Here is a 15,729-nt window from a genome sequence, read left to right as displayed (position 1 = left end):
GCGTACGCGAAAAGGGACCGGGGACGGCCGCGCGGCGGCCGACCCCGGTCCCTTCCGGAAGCGTGGGACTCAGTAGCGGTAGTGGTCCGACTTGAACGGGCCCTCCGGGGAAACGCCCAGGTAGGCAGCCTGCTCCTTGGTCAGCGTGGTCAGCTTCGCGCCGAGCGCGTCCAGGTGCAGCCGGGCGACCTTCTCGTCCAGGTGCTTGGGCAGCACGTAGACGCCGATCGGGTACTCGTCGGTCTTGGTGAACAGCTCGATCTGGGCGATCGTCTGGTTGGCGAACGAGTTCGACATCACGAAGCTCGGGTGGCCGGTGGCGTTGCCCAGGTTCAGCAGGCGGCCCTCGGAGAGCACGATGATCGCGTGGCCGTCGTCGAAGCGCCACACGTCGACCTGCGGCTTGATGTTCTCCCGGGTCACGTCGCTGCGCTTGGCCAGGCCGGCCATGTCGATCTCGTTGTCGAAGTGGCCGATGTTGCCCACGATGGCCTGGTGCTTCATCCGGGCCATGTGCTCGTTGGTGATGACGTCGAAGCAGCCGGTCGCGGTGATGAAGATGTCGGCCTGCTCCACCACGTCGTCGAGCGTGGCGACCTGGTAGCCGTCCATCGCCGCCTGGAGCGCGCAGATCGGGTCGACCTCGGTCACCACGACCCGGGCACCCTGGCCGCGCAGCGACTCGGCACAGCCCTTGCCCACGTCGCCGTAGCCCATGACCACGGCCATCTTGCCGCCGATCAGCACGTCGGTGGCGCGGTTGATGCCGTCGATGAGCGAGTGGCGGCAGCCGTACTTGTTGTCGAACTTGCTCTTGGTCACCGAGTCGTTGACGTTGATGGCCGGGAAGAGCAGCGTGCCGGCGCGGTGCATCTCGTAGAGCCGGTGCACACCGGTGGTGGTCTCCTCGGTCACACCCTTGATCCCGGCGGCGATCCGGGTCCACCGCTGACCGTCGGAGGCCAGCGAACGGTGCAGCAGTTCGAGGATGACCGCGTACTCCTCGGAGTCGGCCGACTCGACCGGCGGCACGACGCCGGCCTTCTCGAACTCGGCGCCCTTGTGGACGAGCAGGGTGGCGTCGCCGCCGTCGTCGAGGATCATGTTCGGGCCACCGCCGGCTCCGCCGGCCTCGCCAGTTGAGCCGTCGGGCCACGTCAGAGCCATTTCGGTGCACCACCAGTATTCCGGCAGGGTCTCGCCCTTCCAGGCGTAGACCGGCACGCCGGCCGGCGCCTCCGGGGTGCCCTCGGGGCCGACCACGATCGCCGCGGCGGCGTGGTCCTGGGTGGAGAAGATGTTGCAGGACGCCCACCGGACCTGCGCGCCGAGCGCGACCAGGGTCTCGATCAGGACGGCGGTCTGGACGGTCATGTGCAGCGAACCGGTGATGCGGGCGCCGGCCAGCGGCTGGGCCTCGGCGAACTCACGCCGGATCGCCATCAGGCCGGGCATCTCGTGCTCGGCGAGCCGGATCTCCTTGCGCCCGAACGCGGCGAGCGACAGATCCGCCACCTTGTAGTCGCCCTCGGCGAGGGTGCTCGGCCGGGCCTGCGACGACGCGCCGCTGGAGGCCGCCGGGAGGGTGCTGGTCATGGAAGCTCCTGTCGAACGATGGTGGTGCGCAGCCTTCCACCTTACGCTCGCGGGCCACTCGACCCGTGCCCGGTTGGCCGACCGCGCAATCGGCCGGTCGGCGGACAGCGCACGGGGCGGTCGGTGGTGAGCGGACTTTCCACTCACGGCCCGGCCGCCCCGCGCATCCCCCCGGTTTGGTTCCCCCGCACGTCACCGGACCTTCGTCGCGACAACGTTGCGTACCTAGAGAGTCACACCACCCAGCGTGACCGTCAAGCTATTTCGGGAAAGTCGGACTTGCGCGGATCAGTGCATGCCGCAAGTGGCGACGAACGCCTCGCCCGCCCCGGCCACCGTCAACGGGCCACCGGCCGCCGCACCGATCGCGGCCTGACCCGCGTCCAGCGTCACCACGCCCACACCGTCGTCCACTGACAGCTTCCCGGACCGGCACAGCACCACCCGCGGCCCGGGCAGCGTCAGCCGCACCCCGGGCGACCCGGCGGCCACCTCGACCCGGTGCAGTGCGAAGTCCTCCACCGGCACCGGCCAGGTCAGCACACCCGGCTCCACCTGCTCCGGCCCCAGCACCGGCTCGGTCAGCACCTCGAACCGGAGCACCCGCAGCAGCTCGTCCACGTCGATCCGCTTCGCGGTGAGCCCGCCGCGCAGCACGTTGTCACTGGCCGCCATGATCTCGACGCCGGTGCCACGCAGGTAGGCGTGCAGGTTCCCGGCCGGCATCCAGATACCCTCGCCGGGCGCCAGCCGGACGTGGTGCAGCAGCAACGCCACCACCACGCCCGGGTCGTCCGGGTAGCCGGCCGCCAGCGTGCGGACCAGCCCGGCGTCCGCCGAGTCCGGCCCGGCCTCCGCCGCCGCCAGCACGGCCGCCACCAGCCCGGCCCGCTCCGCCCGGGGCCAGCTCAGCAGCAGGCGTACCGCCTCCCGCAGCCCCGCCGGCCCGTCGCGCAACGCCGCCACCACAGGCTCCAGCGCGGGTACGCCGAACGCGGCGATCGCCGCCGCCGACTCCCCCGGGTCGCGGAAGCCGCACAGCGCCTCGAACTCCGAAAGCGCCACCAGCAGCTCCGGCTTGTGGTACGGGTCGACGTAGTTGACCCGTCCGACGTCGGCGGCGTGCCCGGCGCGGGCCTGCTCGGCGTCCGGATGCGCCTGGAGGCTCAGCGGTGTGTCGGCGGCGAGCACCTTCAGCAGGAACGGCAGCCGGGCGCCGAACCGGCCGACCAGCCGCTCACCCAACCAGTGGCCCGGCTCGGCCACCAGCAGCTCGGTGAGACTGACCGGCCGGCCGTCGCGCTGCACGGTGGCCGGGGCGCCCGGGTGGGCGCCCAGCCACAGCTCCGCCTCCGGCCCGTCGCTCGGCACCGGCCGCCCCTGCAACTCGGCGATCGCGGTACGCGAGCCCCAGGCGTAGTCCCGGATCCGGCCCTGCAACAACTCCATCAGTCAGCTCCCGGGTCGCCCGGCCACCTCGCCGGCCGGATGCGCCTCGCCGGTGGTCGCGGCCTCCCGCACGGCGGTGTCCGCCGCCTGCCCGGTGCCCGCCCGCTCCGCCTCCGCCGAGTAGATGTCCGGCTCCAGATAGATCACCCGGGCGCTGGGGACCTCGCGGCGGATCCGCGCCTCGACCGCGTTGATGTCGCGGGCCAGATCCTGGGCGGTCTCCCAGGCCGGCACCGCGATCTTCGCGGCCACCATCAGCTCCTCCGGGCCGAGGTAGAGCGTCTTCATGTGGATGATCCGCTCCACCTCGGGGCCGCTCGTCACGGCCTGCTCGATCTTGGTCAGCTCGCCCTGCTCGGCACCCTCACCGAGCAACAGGCTCTTGGTCTCGATCGCCAGCGTGATCGCGATGACCACGAGCAGGACGCCGATCATCGCGGTGCCCGCCGCGTCCCACAGGCCGTTGCCGGTGATCAGTGTCATGCCGACGCCGAACAACGCGAAGACCAGACCTACGAGCGCGCCCAGGTCCTCCAGCAGCACCACCGGCAGTTCCGGGGCCTTGGCCCGGCGGATGAACCGCACCCAGGTCTGGTTGCCCCGGACCAGGTTGGACTCCTTGATCGCGGTACGGAAGGAGAAGCTCTCCATCACGATCGCCGCGACCAGCACCGCCACCGGCACCCACTGCCAGCTCTCGATCGGGTGCGGGTCGGACGCCTTGTGGTACGCCTCGTAGAGCGCGAACAGGCCACCGAGGCTGAACAGCACGATCGCCACGATGAACGCGTAGATGTAGCGCTCCCGGCCGTACCCGAACGGGTGCTGCGGCGTGGCCTGCCGCTTGGCCCGCCGGCCGCCGAGCAGCAGCAGGCCCTGGTTGCCCGAGTCGGCCACCGAGTGGATCGACTCGGCGAGCATCGACGACGAGCCGGTGAGGGCGAACGCGATGAACTTGGTGACGGCGATGCCGAGGTTCGCCGCCAGCGCGGCGACGATCGCCTTCGTGCCCCCGTTCGCGCTCATTCCCCGCCTCGCTCGATGCCCCGTGCGCTCACTGGTTCGCCAGCTCCTTCATCTCCGTGATGGCCGGTACCGCCATCGGATCCAGCCCGTGTGCCAGGGCCAGGTAGATCGAGGCGAAGTCGGGGACCGCGACCAGCGACGCGAGCCGCTCCAGCGCGGAGCCGCCCTCGGCGGTCACCACGTCGCAGCGCACCCCCCGCCGCTCGGCGAGCGTCTGCACCGCGTCCGCGCGGCGCTCCTCGACCGCCAGCGGCTCGTCGGTGTCGTCGTCGGCGTTGAGCCCGCCGTCGCGCAGCAGCACCAGCCGCAGCCGGGTGCCGTCGGACTCGTCGTCGCCCGGGTCGGCGAAGATGTCCCGCTGGCCCTCGGCCAGGCCACCGAACACCCCGTCGAGCAGCCCGACGCGGCCCCGACCCGCCTCGCCCAGCGCACCGGCGACCACCGGGTAGCGGGCGTTGGCGGACAGCGTGTCGCCGAACCGCCGGGCGGCCACGGTGGCCAGCGGGGACGAGCCCCACACGATCGGGATCGAACCGGCCAGGCCCAGGGCCAGCGACTTCGCCGGGTTGACGAAGGACTCGGCGGTCGGCCGGCATCGATCGGCGTCGGCGTCCAGCCGGGCCGCCGTCTCCGCCAGATCCGCCTCGTTGACCTTCACGAGCCCGAGGGCACGGGCGGCCAGCAGAACCGGCACGGTGAGCGCCCAGAGGCTGGCCCGGGCCGGCGCGCGCCGGGGTACCGGGATGAACGGCGCGCGGGCCCGCTCGGCCACCGACTGGAGCTGCGAGTCGGGCGCGCCGACCGCGACCAGCCGGGCACCGCGCCGGTGCGCCGCCTCGGCCGCGCCCAGCGCCTCCGGGCTGCGGCCGGACGCGCTCACCGCGATGACCACGTCCGCCGCGCCCACCCAGCCCGGCACGCCGGCGCTGCGGTGCGGGATGACCGGCACCGGGCAGCGCGGCCCGGCGACTGTCGCCAGCACGTCACCGGTACGCCCGGCGGTGCCGATGCCGGCGATGACCACTGCGCGGGGTCGCCCGTCGTCGGCGAGCACCGACAGGTTCGCCTCGGCGGTCAGCGCCGCCGACTCGCGCACCTGGGCGCCCGCGGACGCGGTGAACCGGAGCATGCCGCCCGGATCCCGCTCGGAGAGCTGCGCCGCGTCGTCCAGCAGAGCCTCGTCGGCGTGCCGGTGGCCGCTGACCCCGGCCGTACCCTCCATCACCGCGACGACCCGCCCCGCGCCTCGTCGGCGGCGGGTCCACCGCGCGCCTCGTCCAGCAGGAGCACCGGAACGTCGTCCCGGACCTCGAAGATGCGACCGCACTCGGCGCAGGTGAGCGTCTGCGCCTGCGCGTCGTAGTCGAGCGGGGCGTGGTGCGTGTCCGGGCAGGCGAGGATGTCGAGCAACTGCGGGTCCAGGGCCACGGCGCGGCTCCTTCCACGTATGCGGTCTCACCGGCCGGCGGTGCCGGTCGGCGCACGCGATCTTATCGGCCGGGCGGCCCCGGCACCGGGCCCCGTTCGGCCCCGGTGTTCCGTCCTCCGCCCGGACGGGTGACAACCGTCGGGCAACGGTGCGAACACCCACCGTCACGGTAACCCCGGGAGCGGGTCGGGTTCCGGCTCAGTCCGGCAAGCGGGGCAACACGCTCGTCGCGTCCCCACCCGCCGGGGGCGGTGACGCCGGGGCGGGCGCGGGCGCGCCGTACACGTTGCCGGGCGGGCGGGGCGGCGTCGCGCCCCCGTACACCGTGGGGGCCGGTCCGGGCGTGCCGGAGCGGTAGGTGGTGGTGCTGCGCGGCAGCGGGACCGGCGGGGGGCCGGCGTCCGGGCCGTCGCCGGTGCGGTCGGCGCGGTTGCGGCGCAGCAGCAGGACGATGAGAGCGGCGCCGGCGAGCACCAGTCCGATACCGAACCACATGATCATGGAACCTCCGAACGACGAGTCGTCGGCCGCGGCGGTGGGCGGGGCGACGGCGGCGGCCACCGGCGACGTGTCGGTCGCCTCGGCCGCCGTGGTCTCGCTCGCGCTGGGCGTCGGCGAGGGCTTGCGGGACGGGCTGGGACTCGGGGTGCGCGGGGCGCCCACCAGCCGGGCCGACCCACCGGCCCGGCCGAGCACCTCCCCGTTCGCCGCGCTCGCCTCACCGGCCAGCTCCAGCTTCCCGCCGACGGTGCCGGCCAGGAAGGTCACCTGGTAGCGCACGGTGACGCCCTTGCCCTTGCACAGCGGCCGGTCGACCGGCGCGACCGTGGCGGTGGCGACGGCGCCGCCGTCGCCGGAGACCTGCACCGGAACCCATCGGCCCCCGGATGCCACCTGCACCCGCACCTGATCCGCCCGCAGGCCCTCCAACCGGAGCCCGACAGCGGTACGCAACTGCACGCAGCCGTCCGTGCGCTTGCGCACCTCGACCGCCACCGTGCCCGGCGGACCGCCGGCGGTGAAGCTGTTCGCCGACCGCAGTCCCACCCGGTCGTCCCGCGCCGACGCCGGTGCCGCCGGGACGGCGATCAGGCCACCCAGCAACGCGCCGACCATGGCCCACCGCGCCGCGTGCCGCCTCAACGACATCTCCACCTCACCATTGCGTCCGGACCGGATCCGCCGGTCAGGTTACTACCGGCCCCTCGGGGCACCCGCGCATCGAGCACGCCACATGTGCGCCGTGCCACGCGATCACCGCCCGCCCAGGTAACCGCCCGATGCGCCTGCCTCGGCGAGGGCCCGCCGGCAGAGCCGGTCAGCCGTCCGGGTGGTCTCCGGCAGCCGGTACCGGGGCGTCAGTGCCAGTACCCGGTCCACCGCGTCGCCCAACCCCATCCGGTGCCCGACGCTCACGAAGACCGGCCGGACACCGTCCTGGGTCCGCAGCACCCGCCCGACCAGCTCGCCCCTGTCACGCAGGTCGGCGCTGTCACCCCGGGCCGGGCCGGGCCCGGTCCACGTGCCGACGAGCGGCGTCTTGCCCACCCCGATCGTGGGCAGCCCGGTCACCAGGCCCAGGTGACAGGCCAGCCCGAACCGGCGCGGATGCGCCAGCCCGTGCCCGTCGCAGACCAGCAGCTCAGGACGGGTGGTGAGCCGGTCCAGCGCCGCCAGCAACGCCGGCATCTCGCGGAACGCGAACAGCCCCGGCACGTACGGGAAGGCGGGCCGCCCCACGCACACCGCCTCGTCGACCACGTCGAGGGTGGCCGCGTCCAGGACCGTGACGGCCGCCGCGAGCAGGTCACCGTCCTGCCCGTACGCCACGTCCAGCCCGGCCACCGCCGCGGGCGCGGCGGGACCGGGCCCGACCAGGTCCACCCGGGACCGCAACTCCTCCTGTACGCGTCGCGCCTCCGCCACGTCCGCGGGCGGCACATAGGGCACGGGTGAGTCTTGCGGGGAGGGCATGACGGTCCGGGCGCTTCTCAGGAGGCGATGGTGGGGTCGGCTGCGGGGTCGCCGGCCTGCTGGAGCTGCTCCTCGAACATCACGAAGGTCCGCCGCCGGACACCCCGGATCAAGGCCTGCTCCTCGGGCGTCGGGTATCGACGATCCGCTCGGAGGGTGTCCTCGATCGCACGGACGGTTTCGTAAAGAGCGAAGATCGGCCCGTCGCCGCTCAGGTACCGACCTCGCTCATGCTCAGTGAGTTGAACGAATTCAGCTGGCGAAATCTCGTTGATCTCGTCACCGCCGACGAAGAGCACCTTGTCGACGAGATTGTTGGCCTCGTGCCACCCTCCCGTGTCCTTGGAGAGCCTCCAGCCTGCGACGCCACCCTCAGCCGTGGCGACGAGCTTCAGAGGCGAGTGGTAATAATCGAAGAACTTCGGCAGTCTCAAGCCCTCCTCCGGCCTCATCGCGGTGGCCCCTCTCCCAGGATTTCTTGTACTTTGCTCCAGTAGGCGCTCTGCGCCCTCCGAAGGAGTCCGTCCTGTATGGCGCGTTCGCTCCAGGTCAACGGCCTGCCTTCGATCTCAGACACCGCTTCCAGATCGCGTCGCACCTCGTACAACGCATGCTCCCACTCTGCGATGTCATCTAGCGACGCCAGTTGTAGTCGAAGCTCTGCCACGTGACCGTTTGACATCCGGAGGTTCAGCAAAATGTCCCGATAACCGCTCGCTTGCGGCGCGAGGAAACGGTCCTTGATGTGCAGAATCACGACCTCTGGAGCCGCTGCTAGACGGCCGAGTGCCTGGTAGATCGCATCGAGACTGTCGAACTGCACCTTGGCTCCGGCCAAGTCCTTGAGTTCGGAGGCGTCGTTCCCGTACTCGCCCTCGAGCTTGTCGAGGACACGGTCTCGACTCTTCGGCTCGGTTCTCCAGCCGGGAATGCCGTCGCGGCCGGCCAGCTTGACGGCAAGCGCGTTCAACTCCTGTTGGGCGACCGCCGCATCCACATACAACCGGTCAACGTATGCGAGACGGTATATATCGTCATGGCGGCGCCTCTCGTCGAATCCAGGCTGCAGTCTCGACTGACTGCGGGACGCCACCAACTCTACGAGTCGACGCTGCTCGTGAGTGATGGGCGTCGGTTGAGGCGCCAATGGTTCATGCGACAAGGCCGCACCGACCCCGCGGACGGCTATTTCGGTCATGTCGCCGAGTACGTCGATGGCCTGCTGGTGGCTGGCCAGGTGGTGCAGGGTCAGCGGTCGGGCGGTCAGCGAGTTGGCGAGTTCCGGCGTCGCCAGGATCATCCGGACCAGGTCGGGCCGCTCCGCGAGCTGCCGCACCAACGTCTCGGCCAGCAACTCCTCCCGTCGCGGCGGAGCCTCCCAGCTCTGGTCGAGCATCCGCTGGACGCGCGGATCGGCGAACAACCGGTTGAGGTCGGCGGCGGAACTCTCGTCCAGCCCGGGCACGAGCCGCCGCAGCGTCGGCACGTCGGCGTGCTGCGCCAACTCGACCGGCGTCACGCCGGCGGCGAAGGCGTCGTCGAAGTTCCCGCTCTGCGCGAGCGCGTCGCGCACGTAGAGACCGGCGGCGATCCGGTCGGCGTGCGCCTGCCGGTGTTCCTCGCGTACTCGGGCCGGTTCCGGCTCGCCCGGCGGCGCGCTGCCCGGCATCGGTCCGTCGGCGTGGCGGTGGAAGGTGGTGGACTCGCCGAGCAGGTGGACGTGGTTGAAGTCCGGGACGTGGCCGTCGGCGATCGGCGGCGGCGCCGGCGGCCGTGGCGGCGCCGGACGGGGTAGCGGCTCGGGCAGGACGTTGTAGGTGCCGGGCGGGCGGCCGGTGAGCGGCATCGGCCGGCCGTCGGGGCCGAGCACCAGAGCGTCGACGCCGACCACGTTGCTGCGGGCTGGACGGCCGCTGTGGTGGTAGATCGGCCGGTCCGCCACGTCGCCCGTCTGCGGGTCGACGAAAAGGATCGTGCCGTCCTGGTTCAGCGCCACCCACGCGTGCGAGCCGCCGCCCTCGAAGCTGGTGATGAGGAACGCGTAGCTGCCGTGGCCGCCCGACGCGAGCTGCGCGTACAGGTCTCGGTAACCGCCGTCCACCAGCAGCTGCCGGTCCCGGCCGGTGACACCGGGCCGGTCCGGCCGGCAGAGGTTCTGGAACCGGCCGCCGGTCGTCTGCTCGACCCGCAGCGGCCCGTCCGCCTCGCCACCCACCGGCCGGTTCACGTCGCCGTGCAGGTAACCGTCGAACGTACGCGGCGCAGCGACGCGCGGCCGCCCGTGCACCCAGGTTTCGAACAGCGACAGCGTGCAGTCGAGGCAGTTGATTCCCCGGGTGGCGTCGGCCGCCGGTCCGCCGTCGTTCGCGAGACGGAACCAGCCGCCGCGCCGGGGATCGGCGGTACGCGTCACGCTGCCGTCAGGGTTGCGGGGCATCTGCCGTTCGAGGTCGGTCTGGTGCAGCGCGAGCGGAGGCCGGAGTCCTCCCCGGCGGCCGTAGGGCCGGGACCTGTCGATCGGCTCGGGGTGGCCGTGGCCGGTGAGCGCGGAGTGGTCGGCCGTCTCCACCGCTCCGACGGCCAGGTCCGCCACGTCGTCGTTGATGCGATAGAAGTCGAGGTCGTCCTCGACCATCACCTCGCGCGGCAGACGCTGGCCGGCACGGACTGCCTCCACCTCGTCGACGGCTCGATAGTGCAGGCGCTCTCGCCGCCGCCCCTCCCACACGTGCCGGTCAGCGAGGTCGTGTCGCCCGGTTCGGCGCAGCTCGTGTGCCTGCGTGAGGAGCCATCGCGCCGCCTCGTAATGCTGTTCGGCGAGATCACGTAGCTCCTTGATCTGCGCCTGTCGCCTGTTCTCCTCGTGCAGGGCACGTTGAGACTGGAGGTAGCCCTGGTAGCGCCGCCGATCGAGGCCCTCCCGATCGGCTTTCAGCCGCGCGGCACGCTGCTCGGCGGTCTCACGGGGCCGTGACTGGACATCGAACGGACCAGGCTGGGGCCCCGGGGAGTCGGTGGGATCGCGAAGCGGAGCCAAGGACTCCAGCAGCGGAAAACGGGGACTCGGCCCCGGTCGGGGCTCGGGTCCGACGGCCGGCGCTCCCGGATGCGGCCCCGACTGAGGGCTGACCGGTGCGACCGGAGGCGGCCCTGCCTGACCTCCATTGCTGATGGGGGCGGCGCGGTCCGTCGTGGGTGGCGTCGCGACCTGCGGGTGGTCGGCAGACGGTGCAGGCAATGTCGTCGGTGCGGCTGCGGCCTGGATCGGATTGTTTACGGACGGCGCAGGGTGATCGATCGACGTCGCTACCGAACCTGCGCCGTTGTGGACTCCGGGCGCGATCGACGGGGACGTCGCGACGGGCGCGTCCGTGATCACCGAGGACAACGTGGGGCTCGTGGTGACTGTCGGGCGCGCCGTGTCGTGCGGGACGGCATCGCCGATCGGCGGCGTCGGCTCCGGCGCCTGGTGAGGCAGGTCCACGGCGAGCGGGTGCGGGCTCGCGGCCTGGGGCGTGACGTGCGGAGGTGGCGTGGAAACGGCCCCCGCCGTCGAGTCACCGCCATTGTGAACGATCGGCTCGGCGGCCCGCTGGGCCGGGATCGGCCCGACGGGATCGGTGGCGACCGGCACATCCAGGCCGACCGGCGACACCGTCAGTCCGCTCAGTTGCCCGTCGAGGCGGCGTTGCAGCGCCGAGTCCGCCTGATTGGTGGCGGAGCCGGTCGCACCGGATGCCGCCGCGCGCGCCAGGTCCTCCAGTGACGGACCCTGGCCGGTCGCCAGACCCGCCGCGGTCTCGGCGAGAGTCTCCCCGGCCATCTCCCGCCCGAACCGCTCGCCGACCTCCGCGAACCGGCCGTTGGCGTGCCGGCCCAGCCCGGCGAGCGGTGCGACCGCGCCGCCGGCGAATCCGCCGAGCGCCGACGTGCTCACGTCGGTCAGGTCGAGGCCGTCCCGCCGGCCGGTGGAGTTCTGGTACGCCTGCGTACCGAGGCTGGTGCCCGCCTCCTGGCCGGCCTCCAACAGGCCACCGATCGCGGCCCGTCGAGCGAGCGTGCGGGCACCGGACTTGGCCACCTCCTTGGCGGCCCGTTCGCCCGTCTCCTTGAGGCCCTGCTTGGCCGCCTTGCGGGCGAGTTGGGCCACCAGCCGCTTGAAGATCTGCTGCACCACGACCCGCGTGGCGGTGATCGCGGCGGCCGCCGCCGGCGAGGCGGCACCCAGGGTGAGCACCGTGACGACCGCCAGGGACAGCAACTCGATGACCAGGATGCCCAGCTCGATCCAGGCTTCGATCTTCGCGCCCTCGATGTCGCAGCCGCAGGAGTCGACCAGGCGTGCCAGCTCGTCGGTGGCCGCGACCAGGACGTGCAGCGGCGCGTCCTCGCCTTCGGCGAGCTTGTGCCAGGCCGTGTCGAACGCACCGGCGACCAGGCCGACTCCCCCGTACCCGCTCTTGACCTCGCCGGCGGCGGTGACCGCGTCGTCGCGCGGACGGGTCAGGACACCGGCCACGCCGTACCACTGGTCGGCCAGGTCCCAGACGGCACGCTCGTTGCCCTCCGGCCATTCGACGCCGACCACCCAGTCGAGCGCCTCGTAGATCCAGCCGGGCAGATCCCACGGGCAGAAGTCGAGCGGATGCGGGATCGGGCTGGGCAGGATGCTCACGCGCGGGTCCTCCGGTGGTCAGCGCCGGGGCCGATGGGGGTCGTGCCCTTGCTGCGGGATCTTCCCGAGGTCACGGGCGCTGCTCAGGTCCGTCTCCACGGTGGCCGTGACCGAGCGGACGACGTCCGACCCGAGCCCCTCCAGCGACCGGCCGAGAAGCTCCCACGCGCGCAGCAGCGTCTCGGCGTAGCCCTGGTAGTGCTTGTCGAACGCGGCGCCGATGTCGTCCCGGCCCCAGGGCCGCTGGGCGCTCGCGGCGGCGATCGGCTCGCCCGTCTCCCGCCGGGCCGCGCTCACCGCCCGCCCCGACAGCGCGAGGTCGGCGCCGCCGCGGCGGGCCCGGTCCGGGTCCAGCCATATCTCTCCCCCGGCCACCTGTCACTCGCCGCGGGCCAGCACGGAGTCGGATCGGCCGAGCAGCGCGCCGAAGTCATGGGTACGCAGGAACTCGACCGATGGGGAGCCCGGCGGCAGATAGTCGGAGACCAGCTCGCGAGTGGCGGTGGTCGCCGCAGTGGAGGCGCGCAGCACGGTCTCGGTGATCTTCCGGCTCAACGCCCGGGCGTCCCGGTCGTGGAATGCCGCCGGGCTCACCTCGACGCTGATCAGCTCGCCTCGCGCGCCGACGACGGCGGTCACCTGACCGTCGTCGGAGCGTTCGGTGACCCGCAACTTCGCCAGCTTGGTCTGGAGGTCGTCCAGGCCGGACCGCAAGCGCTGGTATTGACCGTACACCTCGTCGAATCGCGCACGTAGTGCACGGTTCGCATCCCGGTCCGCACTCTCGGCCACCGTCGCTCCCCTTCCGTCACCGTGGGTAGGCCCGACCATACCGGGTGCCACGAAATCCGTGGGGTCCGGTAATTTCAGGTGGTGATCGAGCGACAGCAGGCCGAGCAGATCGCCTCGGTGTGGGCCCGGCGCGACTCCGACCGCCTCGGTTTTCCGTGCACGCCCGAGGTCGAGGAGTTCGACCTGGGCTACGTGGTGCAGTCCACCGTGTCCACCGAAGCGCGGGCGCTACCCGGCGATCTGCCGACCACTGTGATCGACAAGGAGACCGGCGAGGTGTCCACCTGGCCCCGAGTGCCGGCTGCGGCGGTCGAGCGGATGTACCGGCAGCGGCGTCCGGCCGAGCCGCGCGCTCCGCGTACCGTCGATCCGGCCGCCCAGTTGCTGCGTGAGCTGACCCGCCTGCCCACGCCCGGCGCGGCGGCGCACCTCGCGCTCGACGGCCGGCAGCACGTCGCGCAGGGCGCGAAGGGCGACATCGAGGTGCGCCACCACCCGCTGGTGCACTCCTACCTGGATGACCTACCCGCGGGCCATCTCGTACGCGGCGGGGAGCGGCACGCCGAGATGATCGTCGTTTCCGACGCGCTGTACGAGCACGACCACCGCCGCGCCGCCGAGGGTCTGCCACCGCTGTCCATGGAGCACGTACGCGACCTGCTCGGCACCGGCCGGATCGAGGTGTATCGCAGTCGCGAGCCGGGCGATCCGCTGGGCGGGCAGGCAGATCTTCCCTGCGACTCATGTGTCCGGTTCCTGGTGCGGTTCGCGGTGCTGCCGTGGTCCGACCTGGCCTTCGTCGAGGAATGGCGACCGGAGCCGCGCGAGGTCGTCGAACCTGGGCGTTTCCCGGACGAGGTCGCCCACGCCCTCATCGACGGCGGCTGGCAGATCAGCATGTTCAACGAAGCGCTCGCGATGGGTGCGATGACCGAGACGAAGGAGATCGCGGGGCAGCATCACCGGCATGAGCCCTTCCCTGCCGCCGAGGCGGCGCTCACCGCGTTCCCGGCCGTGCTGAGTCGACGGCGCGGGCCCGGGGAGCAGGTCTGGATCAGCCGGTTCACCACCAATCCGCTGCGGGCCGCGCACACCGCCGACTCGCTCGCCGACTTCGCCGCCGTCCTGGGCGCCCGCCTGTTCCCGCTCGGCAGCGAACGTCAGGAGAGCATCCTCGCCGTCGACGAGCACGGCCGGATCTTCGCCCTCGACCAGGCCGGCGAGTGGTTCCTCGGCGCCGACATCGACGCCGCCCTCACCACCCTGCTGCTCGGCCGCGCTCCCGCCCGGGTGCGCGACGACGGCACCTGGTGAGCGGCGGGCGAGCGCTCAGAGGGCCACGCCGGTCAGCACCGTGACCCGCGGCTCGGTGTAGTCGTCCATGGCGCTGCGTAGCCCTTCCCGCCCGACTCCGGAGCCCTTCGTGCCGCCGTACGGCATCTGGTCGGCCCGGTAGGACGGCACGTCCCCGACGATGACGCCGCCGACCTCCAGCGTCCCGGCGGCGTCGAACGCCACGTCGAGCCGGTGGGTGAAGACGCCGGCCTGGAGCCCGTACGCGGAGTCGTTGACGGCGGCGAACGCGGCCCGGTCGCCCGCGACCGGGGCGACCACCAGCACCGGCCCGAACACCTCCTCGGCGCACACCTTCGCGTCGGCGGGCACGCCGCTGAGCACAGTGGGCGGGTAGGTGGCGCCGTCGCGCCGCCCGCCGGCCTCGATGGTGGCACCGGCGGCGACCGCCTCGTCGACCCAGGTCTCGACGCGCTGCGCCGCCTCGACCGACACCAGCGGGCCGACGTCGGTCAGTTCGGATCGCGGGTCGCCGGTGCGCAGCGCCTGCACCGCCGCGACGAGCCGGGGCAGGAAACCGTCGTAGAGCCATTCGTGCACGTAGACCCGCTGCACCGCGATGCACGACTGCCCGGCCTGGTAGTTGGAGAACGTGGCGATGCGGTGCGCGGCGAAGGTCAGGTCCTCGTCCGCCGCCCAGTCCTCGCAGATCACCACCGCGGCGTTGCCGCCGAGTTCCAGCGTGACGTGCTTGTCCGGCGCGGCCCGGCGGATGGCCGCGCCGACCGGTCCGGAGCCGGTGAACGACACCACCGGCAGCCTGGGGTCGGTGACCAGTTCGGCGGCGCGTTCGTTCGGCAGCGGCAGCACCGAGAACATGCCCTCGGGCAGGTCGGTCTCGGCCAGGATCTCGCCGAGCAGCAGCGCGGTCAGCGGGGTCGCCGGTGCCGGCTTGACCACGATCGGGGTGCCGACGGCGAGCGCCGGGGCGACCTTGTGAGCGACCAGGTTGAGCGGGAAGTTGAACGGGGTGATGCCGAGCACCGGGCCGCGCGGCACGCGCCGGACCAGGGCGATCCGCCCGGTGGCGGCCGGGTCGGTGTCGAGCCGTTGCAGCTCGCCGGAGAAGCGGCGGGCCTCCTCGGCCGCCCAGCGGAAGGTGGAGATCGCGCGCCCCACCTCGGCCTTGGCCCACTTGACCGGCTTGCCGTTCTCGGCGGTGATCAGCGCGGCGACCTCGTCGGCCCGCTCGGCGAGCCGGCGGGAGACGTGGTCCAGGGCGGCCGCGCGGGCGTGTGCGGGCAGGGCCGCGGCCTCCGCCGTCACCCGGGCGGCGCCCGCGACTGCGGCTTCGACCTGGCCGGGCGTGGCGAGCGTGGTACGCCCCACCGCCTGACCGTCGTACGGGTGGGTGACTGTCAGCTCGTCCTCGCCGTGGGCGGGGCGACCGGCGACGTAGAAGGCTCTCGGCTCCACGACCGGCAGCCTAGACCAC

At 72.5% G+C, this 15,729-nt stretch carries 13 protein-coding genes; 1 reads left to right on the top strand and 12 read right to left on the bottom strand.

Features of this window, described 5'->3' with window-relative positions; all coding sequences use genetic code 11:
* Positions 1-69: 69 nt before the first annotated feature.
* From ahcY to C569_RS0120100, 11 genes are all read right to left on the bottom strand, one after another.
* The gene (gene ahcY, locus C569_RS0120150; protein WP_018787578.1) at positions 70-1,596 is read right to left on the bottom strand and encodes an adenosylhomocysteinase; all 1,527 of its coding nucleotides are present in this window, start codon (positions 1,594-1,596) and stop codon (positions 70-72) included.
* A 288-nt stretch (positions 1,597-1,884) separates the two neighbouring features.
* Entirely contained in the window at positions 1,885-3,045 is a 1,161-nt protein-coding gene (gene manA, locus C569_RS0120145) for a mannose-6-phosphate isomerase, class I (RefSeq protein ID WP_018787577.1), read from the bottom strand.
* 3 nt (positions 3,046-3,048) lie between these two features.
* Positions 3,049-4,071, bottom strand: a complete 1,023-nt coding sequence (locus C569_RS0120140; protein ID WP_018787576.1) for a cation diffusion facilitator family transporter — start codon at positions 4,069-4,071, stop codon at positions 3,049-3,051.
* Between the two features lie 28 nt (positions 4,072-4,099).
* The gene (locus C569_RS0120135; protein ID WP_026268416.1) at positions 4,100-5,296 is read right to left on the bottom strand and encodes an SIS domain-containing protein; all 1,197 of its coding nucleotides are present in this window, start codon (positions 5,294-5,296) and stop codon (positions 4,100-4,102) included.
* A complete protein-coding gene (locus C569_RS0120130; RefSeq protein ID WP_018787574.1) occupies positions 5,293-5,499 on the bottom strand; it encodes a Trm112 family protein in 207 nt (68 codons plus the stop codon). Before C569_RS0120130 ends, C569_RS0120135 begins: the two co-directional genes overlap by 4 nt.
* 199 nt (positions 5,500-5,698) lie before the next feature.
* Complete coding sequence (locus C569_RS0120125) at positions 5,699-6,649, bottom strand: hypothetical protein (protein ID WP_026268415.1); 951 nt, start codon at positions 6,647-6,649, stop codon at positions 5,699-5,701.
* A gap of 105 nt (positions 6,650-6,754) precedes the next feature.
* The gene (nfi, locus tag C569_RS0120120) at positions 6,755-7,474 is read right to left on the bottom strand and encodes a deoxyribonuclease V (protein WP_026268414.1); all 720 of its coding nucleotides are present in this window, start codon (positions 7,472-7,474) and stop codon (positions 6,755-6,757) included.
* 17 nt (positions 7,475-7,491) lie between these two features.
* Positions 7,492-7,926 carry a hypothetical protein gene (locus C569_RS0120115; protein ID WP_018787571.1) on the bottom strand — a complete coding sequence of 145 codons (435 nt, stop codon included), beginning with the start codon at positions 7,924-7,926 and terminating at the stop codon, positions 7,492-7,494.
* Positions 7,923-11,993, bottom strand: a complete 4,071-nt coding sequence (locus C569_RS0120110) for a toxin glutamine deamidase domain-containing protein (protein WP_231394844.1) — start codon at positions 11,991-11,993, stop codon at positions 7,923-7,925. The genes C569_RS0120115 and C569_RS0120110 overlap by 4 nt, the downstream gene beginning before the upstream one ends.
* Positions 11,994-12,167: 174 nt before the next feature.
* Positions 12,168-12,524: a hypothetical protein gene (locus C569_RS0120105; protein ID WP_018787570.1), complete on the bottom strand. Its 357-nt coding sequence runs from the start codon at positions 12,522-12,524 to the stop codon at positions 12,168-12,170.
* Positions 12,525-12,527: 3 nt separating this feature from the next.
* Positions 12,528-12,941, bottom strand: coding sequence for a YbaB/EbfC family nucleoid-associated protein (locus C569_RS0120100; RefSeq protein WP_026268412.1), 414 nt, complete (start codon positions 12,939-12,941; stop codon positions 12,528-12,530).
* A 78-nt stretch (positions 12,942-13,019) separates the two neighbouring features.
* Between C569_RS0120100 and C569_RS0120095 the strand changes: the two genes are divergently transcribed.
* A complete protein-coding gene (locus C569_RS0120095) occupies positions 13,020-14,255 on the top strand; it encodes an SUKH-3 domain-containing protein (RefSeq protein ID WP_018787568.1) in 1,236 nt (411 codons plus the stop codon).
* A gap of 15 nt (positions 14,256-14,270) precedes the next feature.
* Here the strand turns inward: C569_RS0120095 and C569_RS0120090 are convergent, their stop codons facing one another.
* Positions 14,271-15,710: an aldehyde dehydrogenase family protein gene (locus C569_RS0120090; protein WP_018787567.1), complete on the bottom strand. Its 1,440-nt coding sequence runs from the start codon at positions 15,708-15,710 to the stop codon at positions 14,271-14,273.
* Positions 15,711-15,729 lie beyond the last annotated feature (19 nt).

The organism is Micromonospora sp. CNB394, assembly GCF_000374985.1.
GTDB lineage: Bacteria > Actinomycetota > Actinomycetes > Mycobacteriales > Micromonosporaceae > Micromonospora > Micromonospora marina.
Note: the sequence above shows the minus strand (reverse complement) of the source record. Positions and strands in the feature narration are given on the sequence as shown.

Bases quoted from the DNA above. Each gene is read 5' to 3' on its own strand.
- ahcY (WP_018787578.1), bottom strand. From the start codon at position 1,596: ATGACCAGCACCCTCCCGGCGGCCTCCAGCGGCGCGTCGTCGCAGGCC.
- manA (WP_018787577.1), bottom strand. From the start codon at position 3,045: ATGGAGTTGTTGCAGGGCCGGATCCGGGACTACGCCTGGGGCTCGCGT.
- C569_RS0120140 (WP_018787576.1), bottom strand. From the start codon at position 4,071: ATGAGCGCGAACGGGGGCACGAAGGCGATCGTCGCCGCGCTGGCGGCG.
- C569_RS0120125 (WP_026268415.1), bottom strand. From the start codon at position 6,649: ATGTCGTTGAGGCGGCACGCGGCGCGGTGGGCCATGGTCGGCGCGTTG.
- nfi (WP_026268414.1), bottom strand. From the start codon at position 7,474: ATGCCCTCCCCGCAAGACTCACCCGTGCCCTATGTGCCGCCCGCGGAC.
- C569_RS0120115 (WP_018787571.1), bottom strand. From the start codon at position 7,926: ATGAGGCCGGAGGAGGGCTTGAGACTGCCGAAGTTCTTCGATTATTAC.